This is a genomic window from Gorillibacterium sp. sgz306347, assembly GCF_059735245.1.
On sequence record NZ_JCAPET010000023.1, the window covers coordinates 61,397 to 81,327 of the forward strand.

At 57.2% G+C, this 19,931-nt stretch carries 25 protein-coding genes; 19 read left to right on the forward strand and 6 right to left on the reverse strand.

From position 1 onward, the window contains the following. Window positions 1–9: 9 nt before the first annotated feature. Entirely contained in the window at window positions 10–1,080 is a 1,071-nt protein-coding gene (gene splB / locus AC6I6H_RS13705) for a spore photoproduct lyase (RefSeq protein ID WP_497954421.1), read from the reverse strand. Between the two features lie 240 nt (window positions 1,081–1,320). On the opposite strand from splB, the gene mntR reads away from it, so the two are divergent. Then, the gene (gene mntR, locus AC6I6H_RS13710; RefSeq protein WP_497954455.1) at window positions 1,321–1,731 is read left to right on the forward strand and encodes a transcriptional regulator MntR; all 411 of its coding nucleotides are present in this window, start codon (window positions 1,321–1,323) and stop codon (window positions 1,729–1,731) included. A gap of 133 nt (window positions 1,732–1,864) precedes the next feature. Beyond that, on the forward strand, window positions 1,865–2,818 hold the full coding sequence (locus tag AC6I6H_RS13715) for a patatin-like phospholipase family protein (protein ID WP_497954422.1): 954 nt from the start codon (window positions 1,865–1,867) through the stop codon (window positions 2,816–2,818). Window positions 2,819–2,888: 70 nt separating this feature from the next. Here AC6I6H_RS13715 and AC6I6H_RS13720 read toward each other — a convergent pair whose 3' ends face one another. Together AC6I6H_RS13720 and AC6I6H_RS13725 are read right to left on the reverse strand one after the other, a co-directional pair. Beyond that, complete coding sequence (locus tag AC6I6H_RS13720) at window positions 2,889–3,152, reverse strand: hypothetical protein (RefSeq protein WP_497954423.1); 264 nt, start codon at window positions 3,150–3,152, stop codon at window positions 2,889–2,891. 109 nt (window positions 3,153–3,261) lie between these two features. Beyond that, the gene (locus AC6I6H_RS13725; protein WP_497954456.1) at window positions 3,262–4,155 is read right to left on the reverse strand and encodes a DUF1385 domain-containing protein; all 894 of its coding nucleotides are present in this window, start codon (window positions 4,153–4,155) and stop codon (window positions 3,262–3,264) included. Window positions 4,156–4,391: 236 nt separating this feature from the next. Between AC6I6H_RS13725 and aroQ the strand changes: the two genes are divergently transcribed. From aroQ to AC6I6H_RS13760, 7 genes are all read left to right on the forward strand, one after another. After that, window positions 4,392–4,835 (forward strand): type II 3-dehydroquinate dehydratase, encoded by a 444-nt coding sequence (gene aroQ / locus AC6I6H_RS13730; RefSeq protein WP_497954424.1) that lies wholly within the window; start codon window positions 4,392–4,394, stop codon window positions 4,833–4,835. 9 nt (window positions 4,836–4,844) lie between these two features. After that, window positions 4,845–5,918 (forward strand): M24 family metallopeptidase, encoded by a 1,074-nt coding sequence (locus tag AC6I6H_RS13735; RefSeq protein WP_497954425.1) that lies wholly within the window; start codon window positions 4,845–4,847, stop codon window positions 5,916–5,918. Window positions 5,919–5,983: 65 nt separating this feature from the next. Next, window positions 5,984–6,541, forward strand: a complete 558-nt coding sequence (efp, locus tag AC6I6H_RS13740) for an elongation factor P (RefSeq protein ID WP_497954426.1) — start codon at window positions 5,984–5,986, stop codon at window positions 6,539–6,541. 183 nt (window positions 6,542–6,724) lie between these two features. After that, entirely contained in the window at window positions 6,725–7,981 is a 1,257-nt protein-coding gene (locus tag AC6I6H_RS13745) for an aspartate kinase (RefSeq protein ID WP_497954427.1), read from the forward strand. Between the two features lie 395 nt (window positions 7,982–8,376). Further along, window positions 8,377–9,027 carry an ATP-binding cassette domain-containing protein gene (locus AC6I6H_RS13750; protein WP_497954428.1) on the forward strand — a complete coding sequence of 217 codons (651 nt, stop codon included), beginning with the start codon at window positions 8,377–8,379 and terminating at the stop codon, window positions 9,025–9,027. A 12-nt stretch (window positions 9,028–9,039) separates the two neighbouring features. Further along, window positions 9,040–10,209: an FtsX-like permease family protein gene (locus AC6I6H_RS13755; RefSeq protein WP_497954429.1), complete on the forward strand. Its 1,170-nt coding sequence runs from the start codon at window positions 9,040–9,042 to the stop codon at window positions 10,207–10,209. 202 nt (window positions 10,210–10,411) lie between these two features. Then, the gene (locus tag AC6I6H_RS13760) at window positions 10,412–10,648 is read left to right on the forward strand and encodes a hypothetical protein (protein ID WP_497954430.1); all 237 of its coding nucleotides are present in this window, start codon (window positions 10,412–10,414) and stop codon (window positions 10,646–10,648) included. A gap of 32 nt (window positions 10,649–10,680) precedes the next feature. Here AC6I6H_RS13760 and AC6I6H_RS13765 read toward each other — a convergent pair whose 3' ends face one another. The 3 genes from AC6I6H_RS13765 to comA all read right to left on the reverse strand — a co-directional run bounded on the left by AC6I6H_RS13765 (window position 10,681) and on the right by comA (window position 12,932). Further along, on the reverse strand, window positions 10,681–11,145 hold the full coding sequence (locus AC6I6H_RS13765) for a DUF441 domain-containing protein (RefSeq protein ID WP_497954431.1): 465 nt from the start codon (window positions 11,143–11,145) through the stop codon (window positions 10,681–10,683). Window positions 11,146–11,283: 138 nt separating this feature from the next. Next, entirely contained in the window at window positions 11,284–12,099 is an 816-nt protein-coding gene (locus tag AC6I6H_RS13770; protein ID WP_497954432.1) for a 2-phosphosulfolactate phosphatase, read from the reverse strand. Beyond that, window positions 12,096–12,932, reverse strand: coding sequence for a phosphosulfolactate synthase (gene comA / locus AC6I6H_RS13775; protein WP_497954433.1), 837 nt, complete (start codon window positions 12,930–12,932; stop codon window positions 12,096–12,098). The genes AC6I6H_RS13770 and comA overlap by 4 nt, the downstream gene beginning before the upstream one ends. A 171-nt stretch (window positions 12,933–13,103) precedes the next feature. Here comA and AC6I6H_RS13780 point away from each other — a divergent pair, with 171 nt between their 5' ends. The 10 genes from AC6I6H_RS13780 to accB all read left to right on the forward strand — a co-directional run bounded on the left by AC6I6H_RS13780 (window position 13,104) and on the right by accB (window position 19,913). Beyond that, entirely contained in the window at window positions 13,104–13,370 is a 267-nt protein-coding gene (locus tag AC6I6H_RS13780; RefSeq protein ID WP_497954434.1) for a YqhV family protein, read from the forward strand. A 65-nt stretch (window positions 13,371–13,435) separates the two neighbouring features. Beyond that, on the forward strand, window positions 13,436–14,407 hold the full coding sequence (gene spoIIIAA / locus AC6I6H_RS13785; protein WP_497954435.1) for a stage III sporulation protein AA: 972 nt from the start codon (window positions 13,436–13,438) through the stop codon (window positions 14,405–14,407). Then, window positions 14,401–14,922, forward strand: a complete 522-nt coding sequence (spoIIIAB, locus tag AC6I6H_RS13790; protein WP_497954436.1) for a stage III sporulation protein SpoIIIAB — start codon at window positions 14,401–14,403, stop codon at window positions 14,920–14,922. Before spoIIIAA ends, spoIIIAB begins: the two co-directional genes overlap by 7 nt. Before the next feature lie 15 nt (window positions 14,923–14,937). Then, entirely contained in the window at window positions 14,938–15,141 is a 204-nt protein-coding gene (gene spoIIIAC / locus AC6I6H_RS13795) for a stage III sporulation protein AC (protein ID WP_497954437.1), read from the forward strand. 10 nt (window positions 15,142–15,151) lie between these two features. Then, the gene (gene spoIIIAD / locus AC6I6H_RS13800; RefSeq protein ID WP_497954438.1) at window positions 15,152–15,541 is read left to right on the forward strand and encodes a stage III sporulation protein AD; all 390 of its coding nucleotides are present in this window, start codon (window positions 15,152–15,154) and stop codon (window positions 15,539–15,541) included. A gap of 110 nt (window positions 15,542–15,651) precedes the next feature. Further along, entirely contained in the window at window positions 15,652–16,878 is a 1,227-nt protein-coding gene (gene spoIIIAE, locus AC6I6H_RS13805) for a stage III sporulation protein AE (protein ID WP_497954457.1), read from the forward strand. A gap of 12 nt (window positions 16,879–16,890) precedes the next feature. Continuing rightward, the gene (spoIIIAF, locus tag AC6I6H_RS13810; RefSeq protein ID WP_497954439.1) at window positions 16,891–17,646 is read left to right on the forward strand and encodes a stage III sporulation protein AF; all 756 of its coding nucleotides are present in this window, start codon (window positions 16,891–16,893) and stop codon (window positions 17,644–17,646) included. Between the two features lie 18 nt (window positions 17,647–17,664). Then, window positions 17,665–18,303, forward strand: coding sequence for a stage III sporulation protein AG (gene spoIIIAG, locus AC6I6H_RS13815; RefSeq protein WP_497954440.1), 639 nt, complete (start codon window positions 17,665–17,667; stop codon window positions 18,301–18,303). Window positions 18,304–18,351: 48 nt separating this feature from the next. Beyond that, entirely contained in the window at window positions 18,352–19,125 is a 774-nt protein-coding gene (locus AC6I6H_RS13820) for a SpoIIIAH-like family protein (protein ID WP_497954441.1), read from the forward strand. Between the two features lie 296 nt (window positions 19,126–19,421). Further along, window positions 19,422–19,913: an acetyl-CoA carboxylase biotin carboxyl carrier protein gene (accB, locus tag AC6I6H_RS13825; RefSeq protein WP_497954442.1), complete on the forward strand. Its 492-nt coding sequence runs from the start codon at window positions 19,422–19,424 to the stop codon at window positions 19,911–19,913. Window positions 19,914–19,931: the final 18 nt, after the last annotated feature.

Here is a 19,931-nt window from a genome sequence, read left to right on the forward strand (position 1 = left end):
AGCCGATTTTCAGGTGAAATAGTCAATCGTGGATTCTGGGAATAATTCCTTGATATGGGTATACATGAAGTCCTTCAGCAGCCCCGCCTGCTCGTCGGGATAAACGTATTTGCCCTGCCCCCAGCGGCCCCATTTGTACTTGCGTTCTTCCTCGTCCATCTCCAGCTTTGTTTTGGGGTACCGCTTGAGGATGACATTTTTGGCCGTTTTGGTGAACCGGTGCTGGATCAGCTCGAACGTCATCGTTTTCCACGCTTCGCGCGGTACGGCTTGGCTCAGCTTTTGCAGCAGCTCGTAATAGCCGTCCTGCCAGCCTTCATGCCAGATGATCGGCGCGATAATAAAGCCGAGCGGATAGCCGGCTGCCGCGATTTTGCCCGCCGCTTCAATCCGCTCGTGAAAGCGGGATGTGCCCGGCTCAAAATTTTTGATCACATACGCAGCGTTCACGCTAAACCGGATGCGGGTCCGGTTATTGTGGCGGAGCCCGAGCAGCGGCTCGACGTGGTGGAATTTGGTGACAAACCTTAGCCGTCCGTATTCCTGATCCGCCATGAATTCGATCAGCTCGGCGAGCGAGCCGCTGATATGCTCCAGCCCTACGGGGTCGGAGGTACAGGCGGCCTCAAAGCGGGTTATTTCCGGTTTGCGTTCGTCAATATAGCCTTGCGCCGCTTTCAGGATGTCATCCGTGTTTACATAGACCCGGACGTAAGGCTTGGCGCCAAGCGTTGTTTGCAGGTAGCAGTAATGACAATGGGCCATGCAGCCCGTAGCGATCGGAATCGCATATTCGGCCGAGGGCTTGGACGTATCGAATTTCAGCGTTTTTCGCACGCCGACGACCAGGGTCCGTTTGGCGATGCGGTATTTGGCCAGCTCCGTATCTCCGGGCAGGTCCGTGATCCGGTTGTGGGAAGTCGTCATGCTGATCGGCAGCCCCTGCGCATTCGCCCAGTCGCGTATTTTTTGGCCTTTGGGATAAAGAAGGGCGTCGGGTTCAAAATAAACCAGCTCGGGTATAAAAACGCCTGTTTCCGCGGACGACCGGATCAATTCTTTGGTGGAAGTGGCGGCCAATCGGGCACGCTCCTTTCGGATAAGAGAGTGTCGGCCGGGTTCCCTTAGCCCGTCCTTTCTTAGTTTGCCCGTCTTTTCCGCCTGCCGCCGACCGTGCCGGAAGGGAAGACTGGTAATCCCCGCAAGAGTTGGCTTGCCGCCGTATCCATGGACGATTTCCTTGAATTGTCCCATTTTTTCTTTTATCATGGAAGGTGCATGAATTAAAGGGGGAACACGCTTGTGACGGCTACACCCAGCATGGAGGATTACCTCGAACGGATTTACAAGCTGATGGACGAGAAGGGCTACGCCCGGGTTTCGGATATTGCGGAAGGACTCGAAGTGCACCCGTCTTCCGTGACGAAGATGATCCAGAAGCTGGACAAGGACCAATACCTTGTATACGAGAAATACCGCGGCCTGATCCTGACGCCCAAGGGCAAGAAGATGGGGAAACGGCTGATGGACCGGCACAAGCTGCTGGAAAGCTTTCTGACCGTCATCGGAGTCCGGGAGGAAAACGTCTATCACGATGTGGAGGGTATCGAGCATCACCTCAGCTGGGATTCGATCACCTGCATTGAAACGCTGCTGGAATACTTCCAGCAGGACCCGAAGCGTCTGGAAGATTTACGCCAGCTCCGGCATCAGCTCGACGCGGACGCCTAACCGGCTAACCAAAGGAAGGACTCTCCAAGCGGGAGTCTTTTTTATTTCCCTGTTTCCTTGGCGGCATGAGCCTACCGCTTCTTTCATAGAGTGGAAGGGAAGGCCTGCGGGCTGACGGAAGGGAGGGAAGGGAATGGAGGTCAATGCGGTTTTTCAGGGAGGCGGAATGAAGTCGATCGGTCTCGCGGGGGCCGTATGCGCGGCGGAACGCAACGGCGTCGTGTTCGGGCGGCTGGCGGGAACCTCGTCCGGCTCCATCGTGGCCGCTTTGCTGGCGGCAGGGTATAACGGGGAAGAGATGAGGGACATTATCATGGAGGGGCCGTTCAACGATTTTTTGCATCAGACGCTGCTGCACCGGATCAAATGGCTCGGGCCCGCCGTTCGCTTATACCTGAAAAAAGGACTGTATTCCGGCGATCGGCTGGAGCGGTGGATCGAAGGGCTGCTGGCAGCCCGGGGAGTCCGGCGCTTCGGCGATCTCGCGCCGGGCAAGCTGCAAATCATCGCCTCCGACATTTCGGGCGGCAAGCTTCTCGTGCTTCCGGACGATATCGCGAATTACGGCATCGAACCGGAACGGTTCAGCGTCGCGCGGGCCATCCGCATGAGCACAAGCATTCCCTTCTTTTTCGACCCCGTTATCCTGCGCAAGCGCTATCCGGTCGGCACCCGGGTCGAACCCTTCCGCGACCAGTTTGTCTATGTGGTGGACGGAGGAATTCTCAGCAATTTTCCGCTTTGGCTGTTTGACAAAGATACCAAGGACGTCAAAAATCCCGTTCCGACGCTTGGCTTTCAGCTGGTGGGGCGGACGCCGAAGACCGCTCACCGGATCGTAGGACCGCTTACGATGTTCCGGGCGCTGTTCGACACGATGATGGACGCCCATGACGAGCGTTATATCGATGAAGCGGAAGGATTCCGCACAATCAAAATTCCATCCGCCGGTGTACATACCACGGAGTTCGACATCAAGCCGGAGCAAAGCCTGGCTCTGTTCCGTTCCGGAGAGCAGGCGGGAGAAAAGTTTTTCCGCCGGTTCAGCATGGCGCGGTACAAAACCTTGTACGCCGCAAAAAAGTAACGGCCGCCGCGCCACGGGCGGAACAAGAAAAGGGCTGCGGAATCGCAGCCCTTTTACATTTAAAGATGGGTCAGTGAGGTTTTTTGCTTCCGTTCCCCTGAATAACCCGGAACGAGGTCTTCCGCGCGTTCTTTCGGGCGGCCGCGTATCGGGGGCTGAAGGAACGGCGATTCCGTTTCGTGCCCAGGTAGAAATTATAAGCGATCACCCCGCCGATCAGCAGTACGGGGATCAGGACGATGGCCGGATTTTTCGCGGCGGCCGCGACGATTCCCCACAAAAGCAAAGCGAAGACGACCAGATCCTTCACACCGAAACCGTATCTTCTCAACATCGCCGTTCAACCTCCTTCGCGGATTGCCGCTTTTGCCGCCTCCGGATGCGGAAGCGAAGCGGAACAACAAGGTCTTACCCTTTCCTTACGCCGTGCGCCCGTTTTTGAATCAGATCACCATGTCCGGCTTTGCCGGCAGGTCGCCGTCCAGCTCCCGTACCCGGTTGAAAGAAGCGAGAGACACTTCCACCATGCTGTCGTCCGGCTCCTTGGTGGTCAGCTTTTGCAGCATCAGCCCCGGATAGCCGAGGTATTTGAGCACCGGCACGTCCCGCAGCGCATTGGTCAAACGCAGGGCCTCATAGGAAATCCCGATAACCACCGGAATGAGCAGAATCCGCTGAAGGGTCCGTTCCCAGACCGTATCCCAGGAAAAGAAGGAATAAATGATGACGCCGATGATCACCGTAAAGATGATGAAGCTGCTGCCGCAGCGGTAATGCAGCCGGCTGTACTTTTGGACATCGGCGACGCTCATGTCCGAGCCGCCTTCGTACGCGCTGATCACCTTGTGCTCCGCGCCGTGATACTGGAACAGCCGCTTGATCGGCGGCGTCAGCCCAAGCAGATAAATGTAGGTCAGAAGGAAAACGACTTTGATCGCCCCTTCTACCAGATTATGCGCAAACTTGCTTTCGAACATGTGCGAGAAAAGAAAATGCTCCAGAAACATCGGGACCAGCGTAAACACCAGCTTGCCGAACAGAAAGGACAAAACACCGACCACCGCCACGCCTACGATCAGCCCGAAGCGCTCCATCAGGGTTGGCTTCTCTTCGACCTTCTCCTCGCCTTCCTCCTCCGCAAACACATCCGCCGAGAAATTGAGGTGCTTGGCCCCTTTGGCCGAGGATTCCACGATTGCGACAATTCCCCGCAGAAAAGGGATTTTCTTCAGGACGCGCACCCAGCCGATCTCGGTCCGGGGCACCTCCAGGAACGCGAGCTCGGAGTTGGACTTTCGCCGGACCGCGGTTACATTCACCTTTTTGCCGGCGAACATGACCCCTTCCAGGACAGCCTGTCCGCCGTATATATTGTTGTTTTGCGCCAACCTTTTCACCTCTTTAAAAATGTGCCACGCTTGATCTCCTTATTGTACCTAATTTACAGGGAGCGCGCCAGTGCATTCGCGGGACGGGAGCGCCTCTCCGGTGCGCAAAAAAAAGTTCTCAAACCCGGAGCGGATATGGTAAAATGGCTAAAGCTATCGGCAAAAGCGGGGTATGGAGGAACGCCATGAAAAAGATTCTGGTTCTGCACGGCCCGAACCTGAATATGCTGGGCGTGCGCGAGCCCGGAGTGTACGGTTCCGCCACGCTCGCCGAGATCAACGAAGCGCTCGTCCGGCTGGGAGAAAAGCTCGGCCTGGCTGTCGAGACGTACCAGTCGAACCACGAGGGCGCACTGATCGACAGAATCCATGAAGCATATGAAACAAAGGACGGCATTCTGATCAACCCCGGCGCGCTGACCCATTACAGCTACGCGCTGCGCGACGCGCTCGCGTCTGTTGCGCTGCCGGCGGTCGAGGTGCATCTGTCCAACATCCACAAAAGAGAAGAATTCCGCCACCATTCGGTGACGGCCGCCGTCGCGCTCGGACAGATTTGCGGTCTGGGCCCGTACGGTTACGAGCTGGGCCTGATGGCCCTCCATCGGCATCTAAACGAAAAAGGGTGAGCGACGAACATGAGCATGTCCAGGGTACAAAAGCTGCGCGGCGAAATGGAAGTCCGCGGGCTGGACGCCATCTTTATTACAAGCCCCGTGAACCGGCGTTACGTGAGCGGTTTTACGGGAACCTCCGGTTATGTGCTGGTAACGGCCGACCGCGCCTGGTTTCTGACCGATTTCCGTTATACGGAGCAGGCGGCCAAACAGGCGGCCGGCTTTGAAATCGTGGAGCATCAGCCGAAAGTGATGGCGACGGTCAAGGAGCTGCTGGCAAGCGCCGGAATCGGCAAGCTGGCCTTCGAGCAGAACGACCTTTCCTACGGCTCCTATCTTTCGTATTCCGCGGAGCTGTCCGGCATTGAGCTGGTGCCGAGCGCCGGTGTCGTCGAGAAGCTGCGGATGTACAAGGAAGAAGGGGAACTTGCAATTATGCAGGAAGCGGCCGATCTGGCCGACAGCACCTTCTCTCATATCCTGACCTTCCTGAAGCCGGGCATTTCCGAGAAGGAAGTCGCGCTGGAGATGGAATTCTTCATGCGCAAAAATGGCGCGACCTCAAGCTCGTTCGATACGATCGTCGCCAGCGGGGAACGCTCCGCTTTGCCGCACGGCGTGGCGAGCGACCGGATCATCCAGGGTGACGAATTTGTCAAAATGGATTTCGGCGCCTATTACAACGGCTATTGCTCGGACCTGACCCGTACGGTGGTGCTCGGCAAATCCACGCCGAAGCACAAGGAGATTTACGACATCGTGCTGGAAGCCCAGCTGACCGTGCTGGAGAAGCTCAAGCCCGGCATGACCGGACGCGAGGGCGATGCGCTCGCGCGCGACGTCATCGCCAAGGCGGGCTACGGCGACCGTTTCGGCCACGGAACGGGGCACGGGCTTGGCATGGAAATCCATGAGGACCCGCGTCTGTCCAAGCTGTGCGATACCGTTCTCGAGCCGGGAATGGTCGTTACGGTGGAGCCGGGCATTTACCTGCCGGGCTTCGGAGGCGTACGGATCGAGGACGACATCGTCATCACCGAAACCGGCATCCGTGTGATCACCTCGTCGACCAAAGAGTTTTTGGAAATCGGCTGAGGATTCGCTATACTGAATTAAGCCAGAAGCCGCACTAGCGCGCGTATTTTCAAGGAGGTCATACAGTGATTTCAGTTAACGATTTTAAAACGGGTCTTACCATTGAATACGAAGGAGATCTGTTCTCCGTCGTGGAATTCCAGCACGTCAAGCCGGGGAAAGGCGCAGCGTTCGTCCGCTCCAAGCTGAAGAACATGCGCAGCGGCAACGTGGTGGAAAAAACGTTCCGCGCCGGCGAAACCGTAAGCCGCGCGCACGTTGAAAACCGTCAAACCCAGTACCTGTACGCCGCGGGCGACGAGCACACCTTCATGGATACCGAAACCTATGACCAGTTCACGCTGGCGAGCAAGCAGCTGGAGTGGGAACTGAAGTTCCTGAAGGAAAACATGAACGTAAACATCATCAGCTATCAAGGCGAAATTCTTGGCATCAACCTCCCGAACAGCGTAGAGCTGAAGGTTGTCGAAACGGAGCCGGGCATCAAGGGCAACACGGCGACGGGCGCAACCAAAAACGCCAAGCTGGAAACCGGCCTGAACGTGCAGGTTCCGCTGTTCATCAACGAAGGGGATGTCCTGCTGATCGATACCCGCGAAGGAAGATACATTTCCCGGGCGTAAGCGGGAACGGACTGCGCCGCTCCACGCGGCGCAGTTTTTCATGACAGGCCGCCCGGCCGGGCCAAGGCTTGACCGGACATTCGGATGCGTGAGAATGGCGCGCTGGTTCGAACGTATCCTTTACTGCCGCAATGCGGCATTTCTGTAAAGAGTACGAGAATGGGAAGAAGGAGGGTGAACGGGTTGTCTTTGATTGTAATGAAGTTTGGCGGAAGCTCCGTAGGGGATGCGGAACGGATGAAACGCGTGGCCAGGAGGGTTGTGGAGCGAAAACGCGAGGGGAACCGCTGCGTAGTGGTGGTTTCCGCGATGGGCGACACGACGGACGATCTGATTGATTTGACCAAGCAAATCGCCGGAAGCAACCCTCCCGCACGGGAAATGGACATGCTGCTCAGCACGGGGGAACAAATTTCCGTCGCGCTTCTTTCCATGGCGATCCGCGAGCTTGGGGAAAACGCCCTGTCGCTGACGGGCTGGCAGGCGGGTATCCGCACCGAGTCCGAGCACAGCCGTGCGCGCATCAGCAGCATCGATCCCGTCCGGGTCAACGCCGCTTTAGAGGAAGACCGGATTGTAGTGGTTGCGGGCTTTCAGGGCATTACGGAGAACGGAGAAATCACGACGCTCGGACGCGGGGGCTCGGACACGACCGCCGTCGCGCTTGCGGCAGCCGTTAAAGCGGACATTTGCGAGATTTACACGGACGTTGACGGCGTTTATTCGACCGATCCCCGGATCGTCAAGGTGGCGCGCAAGCTGAAGGAGATCTCGTACGACGAAATGCTGGAGCTGGCCAATCTGGGCGCGGCGGTGCTTCACCCGCGCGCGGTGGAATGCGCCAAGCGGTACAACGTGAACCTGGTCGTGCGCTCCAGCTTCAACCATAACGAAGGAACCCATGTCAAGGAGGTAGCGGAAATGGAGCAGGGAATCGTCGTAAGCGGAATCGCGTATGACAAGAACGTCGCCCGGATCAGCATTTTGGGCGTGCCGGAGCGCCCCGGCCAGCTGGCCGCCGTGTTTACGGCGCTGGCAAAGGAAAAGATCGATGTGGACATCATCGTCCAAAGCGGCATTGTCGAGGATCAGGCGGAGTTCTCCTTCTCTCTCTCCGCCTCCGACGTGGATCGCGCCGTCGCCGTGATCGAAAGCATCCGGTCCAAAATCGGATTCAGCGAGATCACGTCAGAGCTCGGTCTGGTCAAGGTGTCGATCGTCGGAGCCGGCATGGTCAGCACGCCGGGTGTCGCGGCCAAAATGTTCGAGACGATCTCCGAGCTCGGCATCAGCATTACCATGGTCAGCACTTCCGAGATCAAAACGTCCTGCGTGATCGACGCATCCCGCCTGACCGAAGTGATTCAGGCGCTGCACACCGCTTACGGGCTCGACACCGATTCGCAGGTGTTTGTCGGCGGTCCTTCCGAACGGCGCTAAGACAGCGTGTTTAGCTTTTGGCCAGGCTTGCCCGGCTTGTAATGCTGTTTCGAACGGCTGAATCAACCCTTAAGACGCATGTTAGGGAATAAAATTGGGAAAATCGTCAAGACCTGCCGCTTTTTGATGAGCGGCGGGTCTTTTTTTATTGTTCTAGCTGTCATAAGGGCCTTACCTTGTTTTAGGCATCAGTGTTTAAAATATGGACAAACAAATGAAACAATTTGATATATACTTAATCCTGTTAAGGTTAAAAATACCATTAATCATAATAATTATAAAATATACTATATATAAGTTAGTAGCTGCAAGTACGCTTGTTTTCAAAGCATAAAATTATGATGCTCTATATTTCACAATTCTTGAGAAAAGCGGACGGCAGGAGGAGGATGGGCTTGAACATATCCGTTAATCAATTAAGCAAAAACTATCGTAAAGGCGGCAAAGAGATCCAAGTTTTATCCGGCTTCACTTATGAATTCAAGGAAGGGCATTTGTATGTCATTAAAGGAGAGTCGGGAAAAGGAAAATCAACCTTATTGACCCTTCTGTCCCTCCTTCAAAAGGAATCCTCGGGAGAGATCTTTTTTGACCGGAAGCAAGTGAATTTATTAAAAAACGAAGAAAAATGCGGAATTAGAAGGGAACAAATCGGAATTATATTCCAAGATTATAATTTGCTTAATCGTTTGAACGTAATGGACAATGTCATGATGCTGGACTTATGTGAAAGCGCAATGCCCAAAGCATTGGTCGAGGAGAAAGCGCGAAAAGTTTTGGAGCTGGTTAACTTATCTCATCGTACCCATCACTTTCCCCATGAACTTTCAGGCGGTGAGCAGCAAAGAGTAGGCGTCGCGCGGGCGCTGGTCAAGAACCCTTCCCTACTTATTTGCGACGAACCCGTTTCAAATTTAGATCAGGACAATGCAAGCCGAATTGCTGCATTTATAAGTGAGTATTGTCATGCCAACAACAAGCTCGGAATAGTAACAAGTCACTCCAGTGATTTTGACGCTTATGCCGACCAATTGATTGAGCTTTAGGGGGCAGACCGGATGAAAAAAAAGCTTTTTATTAACGTATTTTTTGAGAAGAAGATGTCCCTGTTTGTATTTTTGACCATTGTCGCTTTCCTGCTGTTTTATCTAGGCATGCAGGTCGTCACCTTCTCGGCGCAATCCGCCAAGCTAGCCATGCCGGATGTGGAATTCAACGGACGAACGGATGCCGACGGAAAAATCAGATTCAAGTTATTTGACCAGATTACGGGTTTCACGGAGGAGTGGAAAACCAATTCATCCAAAGACATACGCGCATACGGAGTTACCACTCGGAATTTATTTACCCATACCTCCAAAGAGACTTTTCAGCAAGTTCATTATTGGATATACGGCGTGGACAATGAATTTCTGGAAAATGAGCTTGGCAAATATATCAAAGAGGGACGTCTGCCGTATAAAGGAGCGAAGGAAGTCGTGCTCGGGAAGTTTGCCTCCGACTATTTTCATGCAACGGTAGGAGAAAAATTGGAGGCTCCCGTTTCACTTGGCGAGGAAGTGGATTTGGAAACGGTAGGAGAATATACAGTGGCAGGCATTTTGGATGACAGCATAGATTACTTCAAAGGAGCTTTATTTCTATCACGGGAAAGCTACGCCATAAATCAACCCAATTGGGAGTCAGACGACAATATTACATTCCTGTACTTTCAAGGCGAAAACGGGAGTCAAAGCTATAAGCAGTTTTTAAGCAGCCATGAGAATTTATTGGGACAGCACCAAGTAGAAACCGTCAAGTACAATTATCTGGACAAATACAATGCCAAAAAGGATATTTTCATAAATGCTGCTGTCGTACTTATCATCAGCCTGGTCGTCCTGCTCTTACTTGTTTTGTTTCTGATGAAGGGGATTACGAAAAAGATCGGCCTACTAAAAGCGCTCGGAATTAGAGATCGTTATTTAGTTAAAGTTTTCGTAGGCGGAATCGGTTTATGTATCAGCATTACATATGGTTTGGCAACCGTTGGAATGGTTTCTTTAACCTATTACCTTAACAAAAAAATGGGTCACTTTTTTGGTTTTCCGACTTCGATTTATCAGATTGACGGGATCGTCTATCTCATTACTTTAGGCTTCGCCGCTCTCCTGTTCATCGTTTGTTGGGTTATCATTAAAGTGCAAAGTTCAAGAGTTTCACCAAGAGATGCCATGCTAAAAGTCTAGTTCCTGGATGGAGGCCGGCTATGAGTCTTTTCAAGAGAATTGTATTATCCGTTTCGGTTAGCATGCTCGTTACATTTGTAACCATTATGTTAATAAATACCTTTTTAAAAAGGAATCAAAGCCACTCGTCATTAATGAGGTGGTTCGGTTTACGGCTTTTACAAGTGATCGCAGCATTCCTTTTGACGTAAAGGAAAACGCCTTGTTAAATTTGAAAGTACAAGCAGAGCTGCAAAGCGGTAGTTTTACCTTCTTATTGATTTCTCCCGATGAAAAACTTGTCTACGAGCAAAAGGGGCAGGAAATAAACGATCAGGCTCGTCTTGATTTATCGAAAGGCACTTGGAAGTACAAGATCGTATGCGAGGACGCAAATGGGTCGTATAGTGTCAAAGGAACGATGGACGTCCTTAGCCAAACCCAAAAGGCCGACCCCTGAAACAAGCGGGGCCGGCCTTGCTTTTTGTTGTCTCATAAAAAACGCCCGGCGATCAATTGAAACGCTTTGAGCAAAAAAGCCGTCAGCCCGGCCGCCATAAGCGGACCGACGGGAATGCCGCGAAAGAATACAATCCCGACGATGGAGCCGATAACCAGGCCGACCACTATCTGCGGGTCCACTTTCAGGAAGTCGAGCCCCCGGCCGTTCATGTAGGCGGCCAGCGCGCCGCCGAGCAGCGCCATCAGGCCGGGCCAGGTCAGCAAAACGGAGCCGATGTCCTTAAAGGTGATTTTGCCGCTTGCGAACGGAACGAGGACCCCGATGGTCAAAAAAAGAAGACCGAGCTCCAGTCCCCGCCGTTCAAGACCCGGCAAAAACCGCTCCAGGCTGAGCAGCTTGACGGCCAGCAGGATGCAGGCCGCCGTGGTGATGATGTTGGACCGCCCGGCCAGACCGATCACGATCAGTACGAGCAGCATGTAGTTGCCTTCCATTCTCCCAACCCCCCGGACGGACGCAGGCGTTTGCACACCGGCCTGCCTGTCGGACGCGGAGGGAGGAAACCGTCCCCCGCCCTCCGTCTCGTCTTTAACCAATTTATGAGGGACAAGACGGTTTAGAACGAAAGGACCTCAAACGCTCTCGATTGGTTGCGACTCCTCCCGGTAGAGCTGAAGCGAAGCGCCTATCCGCACGGGGACCGCTTCGAAGCAATTGACGCGGGCGCAGTCCAGCACGTCGCGGCCGAAGCCGAGCCGGCGGAGACGGATGCCGGACTCGGACAGAAGCAGGATACGTGACAGGCGGGGCCGGGCTTGATAATAGAAGGCGACCATCGTCTGCGCGAAGTCGTCGAGATGGAGTAAGGGAGCGGAAGCCGCGGAGGCTGCGAACGGAAAGGAAGCTGGGGCGTCGCTTTCGCGGCCCGCATCCGGTCCGGCCTGCAGCAGCTCCTCGATGAACAACCCGGCCGCCAGTCCGTCTTCCGCGCAGAAGCGGCCTTTCGTGCCGGCGCATAACACAACGATGTCGCGGCCAAACGAACGGGCCATCCGGGCGCAGGCTTGTGCATTCAGGAGGCTGCAGGCGATCACGGCGGAAGCGTCCTGCGCAGCGGCAAGCGCCCGGGTGCCGTTTGTAGTGGCGGCCAGAATCCGCCTTCCCCGGATTGCAGGCGTCAGGTATTCGGCGGGGCTGTTTCCAAGCTCGAAACCGGACGGCTTGAGCCCGCCGCGCTCCCCGCCGCACCAATCGCCCGGCCCCCGCAGGGAGAGGGCGGCCTCGGGGCTTTCCACCGGCAGCACCTCGGCCGCCCCCGCCGCAAGAGCTGCCGTGATGCAGCTGGTTGCCCGCAGCACGTCGATGACGACGGCGGTCCGGCCCGCCAGATCCTCGGCGATGCCGTTTGTGAGAAAGGGCAGCACCCGCACCCGCATCCGCTGGGTCATCCCCATCCGGCTCCGCTGCCGGACTCCGCCAGCAGGCCGCTGCCGTCCAGATAGAACGTGTCGGACCGGAGCCCGCGGCGGAGCGCTTCCAGCGGGATTACATCGTCGGGGACGATGTTTCCAAGGTTTACATCGCTCCCGATCAGAGCGATCAGATGGGCCTGCTGATCTTTTTTGGGCGCCTCCCACAGCAGCCGGTTCGGGTCGTTTGTTCTCCGCAGCGCTTCCAGGACGTCCTCGTCCCGGCAGCGTCCCTCTTCATCATAAACGCCCACTCCCGCACCGGACTCACGGCCTTCCACCGTCACCGTTTCCGCGCCGCTGCGGAGATCGTCCTCCACCGTGGCGAGCAGGTCGTCAATTTCGATCCGCGAGCCCCAGCTTTTTTTGCCGAATTCCGTAAAGACCCGCAGTCCGTGGGCCAGCCCCCGTTCAATCAGCTCCCGCCGCAGTGCCGGACTTACTTCAATGGTACCCTCCGAAACCTCCAATCCGTCAAAGCCAAGATTTACGACCGCCTTCAGATACTCGTCTACACAGTTCCGGTGCACCGCCGCTTCAAGAAAGGTTCCTCCCGGGTGAATGCAGATTCCGTAATTGCGGGCCCAGCCGATTTTTTGCTTGAGCTGTTCCTTCGTATAAAGGGCGGCCGTTCCGAACCCCAGCTTGATGGTATCGATATACGCTCCCGCCGTTTCCAATAAATCCCGGTAAGCCGCAAGACCGAGTCCCCGGTCCATTACCATGGTTTTTCCGGCGGAGCGGGGCTTCGCGCGGCGCCTTCCCGTCGGGTCGGTCAATTCGGCCGGCCAGTTCGGCGTCTCCATCGTCATCCTAAGCTCTCCTTTGCAAAAAGTCTTCTTCATCCTATGCCAAACGCCCAGCGGAAGTGAGCGGCGTTCTATTGTCCGCTCCCGCATCCGCCGTAGGATGCCTAAAAGCGAACAAGCCCGCATAGCATGAAGAAGAATGCTTCACAGCCGGGAACAAAAGGAGGGAAAAAGGTGCTAAACAAATTTGTGCTGAGCATGGCCGCGCTTCGGACCATGTCCGGCGGCATCGAGATTATTGCGGCGCTGATTATGCTGAAGCTCAATCAGGTGGACAAGGCGCTACTGGTTAATTCCGGGCTTGCCGTAACCGGGCCGCTCATTCTGCTGACGACGACGAGCATCGGGCTGATCGGGCTGTCGGACAAGCTTTCTTTCTCCAAGATGGCCTGGATTTTGATCGGGGTAAGCTTCATCTTTTTCGGCATATTAAAAAAATGAGAGAGTCATATTTTTGCCGTACAAGCATATAGATGAACCAGTAATAGCGGAAAGGGGGACCGGGGATGCCGGAGCCAGTGCTGGATCTGCTGCCGCCGGGAGTGAAACGCGTTGTGGCGGGCCTGCCCGCCGACGTGGCGGCCAAGCTGGAGGAAATCCGGATAAGGGAAGGGCGGCCGCTGGAAATTCTTTATGCGGGGAAGAACGCTTTTCCGGCAGCAGACGGGACGCCCGGCAGCGATCCTTCGCGCGGGTATGTGCCGGGACGGGACGAATGTGCCCGGCTGCTCGATCTGCTGACAAGCCACTCGCTTTACAGCTTTGAGGAAGAGCTGCGGCGGGGGTTCATTACGGTAGCCGGCGGGCACCGCGTCGGTCTTTCCGGGCGGACGGTGCTGGAGGGCGGACGCGTCCGGCTCATCCGCGACGTGGCGGGCTTCAACATTCGCATCGCGCGGGAAGCGCGGGGCACCGCCTCGGCCGTGCTCCCGAAGCTGCTCGACCGGGAGGCCGGGACCATTCATCACACATTGGTCGTTTCGCCGCCGCAGCAGGGCAAGACCACGCTCATTCGCGACCTGGTCCGGCTTCTGAGTGAAGGCGTGCCGGGAATCGCCGGAAGCCGGAAGGTGGCGGTGGTCGACGAACGGTCCGAAATCGCGGCGTGCGTCCGCGGCGTGCCCTCCTTCGACCTCGGTCCCCGTACGGATGTGCTGGACGGGTGCCCGAAGGCGGAAGGCATGATGATGATGATCCGTTCCATGTCGCCGGATGTTCTCGCGGTGGACGAGATCGGAACGGCGCAGGACGCCGAGGCCGTCCGGGAAGCGATGAACGCCGGCATTCGCGTCATCGCGACGGCGCACGGCCGGGACCTGGCGGAAGTGCGCCGCCGGCCGGCGCTCGCGGGCTTGCTGGACGGCGGGCTGTTCGCCCGGGCGGTCCTCCTGTCGCGGACCCGGCAAACCTTTTCGGCGTCCGTCCGCGAGCTTCGAGCCGGGCCCGAACGGCAGGCAGAAGGAGGAGCCCGATGCTGAGAATGCTCGGCGCCCTCATGGTGCTTTCGGCAGGCGGCATCCTGGGCCTTTACCAATCGGTCCATCTGGCCCGTAGGCCCCGCCAGCTCCGCCAGCTGGCTCTGGCCCTCCAGCGGCTGGAGACGGAGATCGGCTACGGCTCGACTCCGCTCCCCGACGCGCTGCGCTCGGCCGGGCGGCCGCTTTCGCCGCCGCTCGCCTCCATCTTCGGGCAGGCCGCGGAAGCGATGAACCGGACGGGCTCCGGCGTTTCCGCCGCCGAATGCTGGGAGCAGGCGGTGCTGGACGGCTGGAAGCGCACTTCCTTGAAGGAAACGGAGCGGGAGGTGCTGCGGCAGCTGGGGTCTACTCTGGGCATCTCCGATTCCGAAGACCAGATCAAGCATCTTCGCCTCGCGGTCGCCCATTTGCAAACGGAAGAGCGGAATGCCGCGGAGGACGAAAAGCGGTACGGCAAAATGTGGAAAAGCCTGGGTTTTCTCGGATCGGCCCTTCTTGTCGTGATCATGTTCTGAGACTGGGGTGCCCGTATGAATATCGATGTCAACGCGATTTTTCAGATCGCCGGGATCGGGATTATCATCGCGATGATCCAGACCGTGCTGAAGCAGATGGGAAAAGAAGACATGGCCAGCTGGGTGACGCTGATCGGGTTCGTGGTTGTTCTTTTTATGGTCGTCAACATGCTGAGCGAGCTGTTCAAAGAAATCAAAACGATCTTCTTGTTTCAATAGGGGGCCGCCCGTGGAAATTTTGCAGCTTGTCGGAATCGCGTTCATCGCCACCGTGCTCATTCTCATTCTGAAAGAGCAGAAACCGATGTTTGCCTTTTTGCTGGCGGCCTTTACCGGCATTCTGATTTTTTTGTTCCTGCTGGGCAAAATCTCGTCCGTGCTGCGGGTGCTGGAAGAACTGGCGGACAAGTCGGATGTGAAGCCGGTCTTTTTCAAAACCATTTTGAAAATTATCGGAATTGCCTACATCGCCGAATTCGGCGCGCAGGTGGTCCGGGATGCCGGCCAGGAGGCCATCGCCTCCAAAGTGGAGCTGGCGGGGAAAATTCTCATCCTGGTGATGGCGATCCCGATTATCAGCGTCATTGTGGAAACGGTTGTGCAGCTGATTCCGGCGTGAATCCGGCAGGCGGGACCGGAGCTGGAAAATAACAGCTTGAGACGGCAGGCCGGACGGCGAAGCGATGCGGACGGGCCAAAGGGGGAAGCGGGGTGACGGATTCGGAATGGATGCGCGGCGGCGTGCGCTGGAAGCCGGCGTTGGCGCTGATGCTGATGCTGCTGGTCTTTCTGAGCGGGCGCGCGTACGGGGCGGAGCCGGACCGTGAGGCCGCTCCGGCGGCCGGGCAGACGGAAACGGCCGGAAAAGCCGTCCCCCCTTCGGTCCGGGAGCAGGCGGCCCGGCTTCCCACGGACGACGTCGAGACGTATTGGAACCGGTTGTCCGAGGAATACGGGGGCTATTTTCCGGAAAACCGCCTGCCCTCGTTTCAGGAAATGATCGCGGACGGGGGCTTCAGCCTGAAATCCGCCCTGGGCGGCCTCCTGCGCTTTCTCTTTCATGAAGTCATCGAGGGCGGCAAGATTCTGGCCGCCATCTCGGCTCTCGCGGTGCTCGCGATGATCCTGGAAACGATGCAATCCGCTTTTGAAAAGCAGGCGGTGAGCAAGGTGGCTTACGCGGTTTGCTACCTGGTGCTTATCGTGCTGGCCGTCAACAGCTTCAACCTTTGCATCGGCTACGCAAAGGCGGCTATCGGAAACATGGTCCATTTTATGCTGGCGATTGTTCCGCTTCTTCTGTCCCTGCTTGCCTCGGCCGGAAACGTCGTTTCGGTGTCGGTGCTGCATCCGTTCTTTATTTTCATGATTCACGCGGTCAGCGGGCTGATTTATGCGGTTGTCTTTCCGCTCTTGTTTCTGTCCACTTTGCTCAGCATCGTCAGCTCGCTCAGCGAGCGGTTCAAGGTAACGCAGCTGGCCAAGCTTTTGCGCAATGTCGGGGTCGGGCTGCTCGGTCTTTCGGTTACGGTGTTCCTCGGCGTCATCTCGGTGCAGGGCTCGACCAGCGCCGTCACGGACGGGCTCGCGATCAAAACGGCCAAATACATCGCCGGCAATTTTATTCCGGTGGTCGGCCGGATGTTTACGGAGGCCTCCGGCACCGTTCTCGGGGCGTCGGCTCTGGTGAAGAATACCGTCGGCCTGGCGGGCGTCATCGCCCTGATCCTCATCTGCGCTTTTCCGGCACTGAAAATCTTTGCGATGGCGTTCATTTACCAGCTTTCGGCGGCGGTTATTCAGCCCATGGGCGACAGTCCGATCATCTCCTGCCTGCAGACCATCGGAAAAAACATGATGTTCGTCTTCGCCGCGCTGGCCGCCGTCGGGCTGATGTTCTTTCTGTCGATTACGATCATGATCGCGGCGGGCAACGCCTCGCTCATGATGAACTGAGGAGGCTGCGGCGTGGAATGGCTTAGCGGATGGCTGAAGCAGATCATTGTGGTCATTCTGATCGCTTCCTTTGCGGATCTTCTGCTGCCCTCCAAAACCATGCAGCGATACGTCAAAACGGTGATCGGGCTGTTCATTCTGATGCTTCTTTTGTCACCGGTGCTGCATCTGTTCCGGATGAATTGGGACATGGACCGGATCATGCGGGGCATCGGGCAGGCCGCGGGGGGCGGCGGAGCTTCGGCAAACGCCGGCCCGGCCGGCAGCCGCGACGCCTCCTTGCAAAGCATCCTGCAGGAGGGGGAGCGGATCAAGGCGGCCAATGAAGCCGACGCCCGGCGGCTGACGGAGGAACGGCTGGCCGAGTCCGTCCGCGCCGGAGTGGAAAGCCGGTTCGGCCAACCGGTTTCCTCGGTTCGCGTGAAGACGGGTACGGACCGGGAGCAGGCGCTGACGGTTGAAAGCGTGGAGGTTGTGCTAGCCCCCGTCGAGGCGGACGGCACGGCGTCCGGAGGAACCGGCTTCCGCCCGGTTGAGCCGGTGAAAGAGGTGGCGATGATCGAGCCGATGAAGCCGGTGGCTCCGGTTGGAGAAGCCGGGTCAACTAACCGGGGCGGAAGCGGGGGTGCCGGCGATGCGCCGGTTAACGCGGAGGGGGAAGCCGAAGAGGCGGCTGAAACCGCCGGTATTGCGGCTTACCTGCGCGACCAATGGCAAATCGATCCGGCTGTAGTGAGCGTGGTACGGCTGCGAGTGGAGGAACGGTGAGTGAGGAGGTGAACCGGAATGGGAAACTGGAGCAAACGCCTGGAAAACTGGCTGGCGGGCGGCGCCAAAGGCGAGAAGCGCCCCAAGCTGGTGTTCTGGCTGGTGATGCTGGCGCTGGCGGGCGTACTGGTGATGGTGCTGTCCCAGATGACGGTGCGGGAAGTGGACACGACCGGTTCGGGGCGGGCCTCGCCCGCCCCGTCGGGAGGGGAGGCGCAGCCGGTTTTGGGCGGAACCGCCGGAAGCAAAACGCCTTTTGCCGATTATGAGCATGCTTATGCCGCCCAGCTCAAGGACCTGCTGGAAAAGATCGTCGGCGTCGGCGAAGTGCAGGTGCTGGTGACGATTGAATCCACGGAGGAAATGGTTGTCGAAAAAGCGATGAAGCAGACCCGGCAGGAAACGGCCGAGAAGGACAAAGCCGGAGCCACCCGGAACATCACGGACGTGTCCAGCAGCGGAGAAGTGGTGCTGTATCAGGTTTCGGGCGACCAGTCGCCCGTTGTGGTGAAATACATCAAGCCGAAGATCCGGGGGGTCGTCGTGGTGGCGGTAGGCGCGGAGAACCCCACCGTAAAAAGGCTGCTCCAGGAGGCCGTCGAGCGCGGGCTCGACGTCAATCCGGGCCGCGTGTCGATTCTGCCCAGCAAGCGGTAAAAGCAGGACCCGCCCCAGGGCGGTAAAATATGAAGGAGGGAATCATCGATGAATTCCAAGCGGCAAACGATATGGCTGGTGTCCATGCTCAGCCTCATGGTGGTCTTGTCAGCGTACTATCTTTTTACGGAGGATGTCGGGAAGCTGAACGAAGCCGCTGACCCCGCGCAAACCGAACAGGTGCAGGTGGACATTCAAGAGTCCGGTTCGGCGGCGGACGCAGCGGCGGGCGGCTCGGAAGCGGAAGGCGCCGCGGACCCGGGGCTGACGGATTCTCTCCCGGGCGGTGCGGAGCCGGGCGATGCGGCGGCGAACAGTGACGAAGCGGCGGAAACGACCAGCGGGAAGGCGGCGGATGCCCAAACGGGCGATGCGGCGGCCGGCGGCGGCGAAGCCGCAGACCAAAGCGGGGGCAAAGCGTTGTCCGACGCGGATATTCTGAAGCAGCTGGAAAGCCAAGGACAGGAGCAGGGGAGTTATTTTACCGATGAGCAGATCGCTCAAGAAGAAGAGCTTCACAAGAAGATGGATGATCTCTCCAACGTGATGGCCGATGCCAAACAGGACGTCGCGGCGCAAACGAAAGCCTGGGACGACTACTACAAGCTGGAGGACCAGCAGGCCCGGCAGACCCGGATTGAAGAGCAGCTATTGAACGACGGGTTCGAGCAGGCGGTGCTGCTGCAGGACAACGGCAAATGGAAGGTCGTCGTGCAGGCGGAAAAACTGGAAAAAAGCCAGGCCGTCAGCATCGTCGATCTGGTCACTTCGGAGCTTGGGGTAGGGCCGGATAAGGTATCCGTGCAGTACAAAGCCGAATAAGGAAACTCCGCCGCCCGCGGGCCCGGCTATGCCGGGCTCTTTCCCTTTCCCTTGTTTGTGGTATAATACATTCGTCGCTTGGAGCGGCCGAACGCCGGCTCACAGGGATGAGAGAACTGCGGAAACCGCGCCGTTCCTGCTTTTTATCCAATCAGGCCCCGCCCGCAGCAACGGTCCGGCAGCGCTTTATTCTCATGGCCGGGCAGTATGGCCGGACGGGTCTTTCGTTTGGCCTTGCGGCCCTTTCTTGAGGAAGCGGCCCGGGCGACCGAACCATCCAAAGGAGTGAAGATTCCGTGTTCAAGCTAAGCGAGATCAAAGAACTGATCAAACTTGTCGATCAATCATCTCTCCAGGAGCTGGAGATTCAGAACGAGAACAGCCGCTTGTTTATCCGCAAGCCTGGCCGGACCGAGTCCGTTGTCGTGGCTTCCCCTCAGGCGGCGGCGGTATACGCCGCTCCTCCCGCCGCGCCCGTACAGGAGCCCGTACGGACCGATGTGGAAGCGACCGTATCCGTCGTATCGGACAACCTCCCCTCCGCAGCCTTACATACGATTGTTTCGCCTATGGTCGGCACGTTTTACGAAGCTCCGTCGCCGGATGCTTCTCCGTTCGTAGGCCCGGGCAGCAAAGTGAATGAGAAGTCGGTCGTCTGCATCATCGAAGCAATGAAGCTGATGAACGAGATCGAAGCGGAAGTCAAGGGTGAAATTGTGGAAGTGCTGGTGGACAACGGTCAGCTCGTCGAATACGGGCAGCCGCTGTTTCTCGTGAAAGCGCAGTAACCGCCGGGGGGACATTCA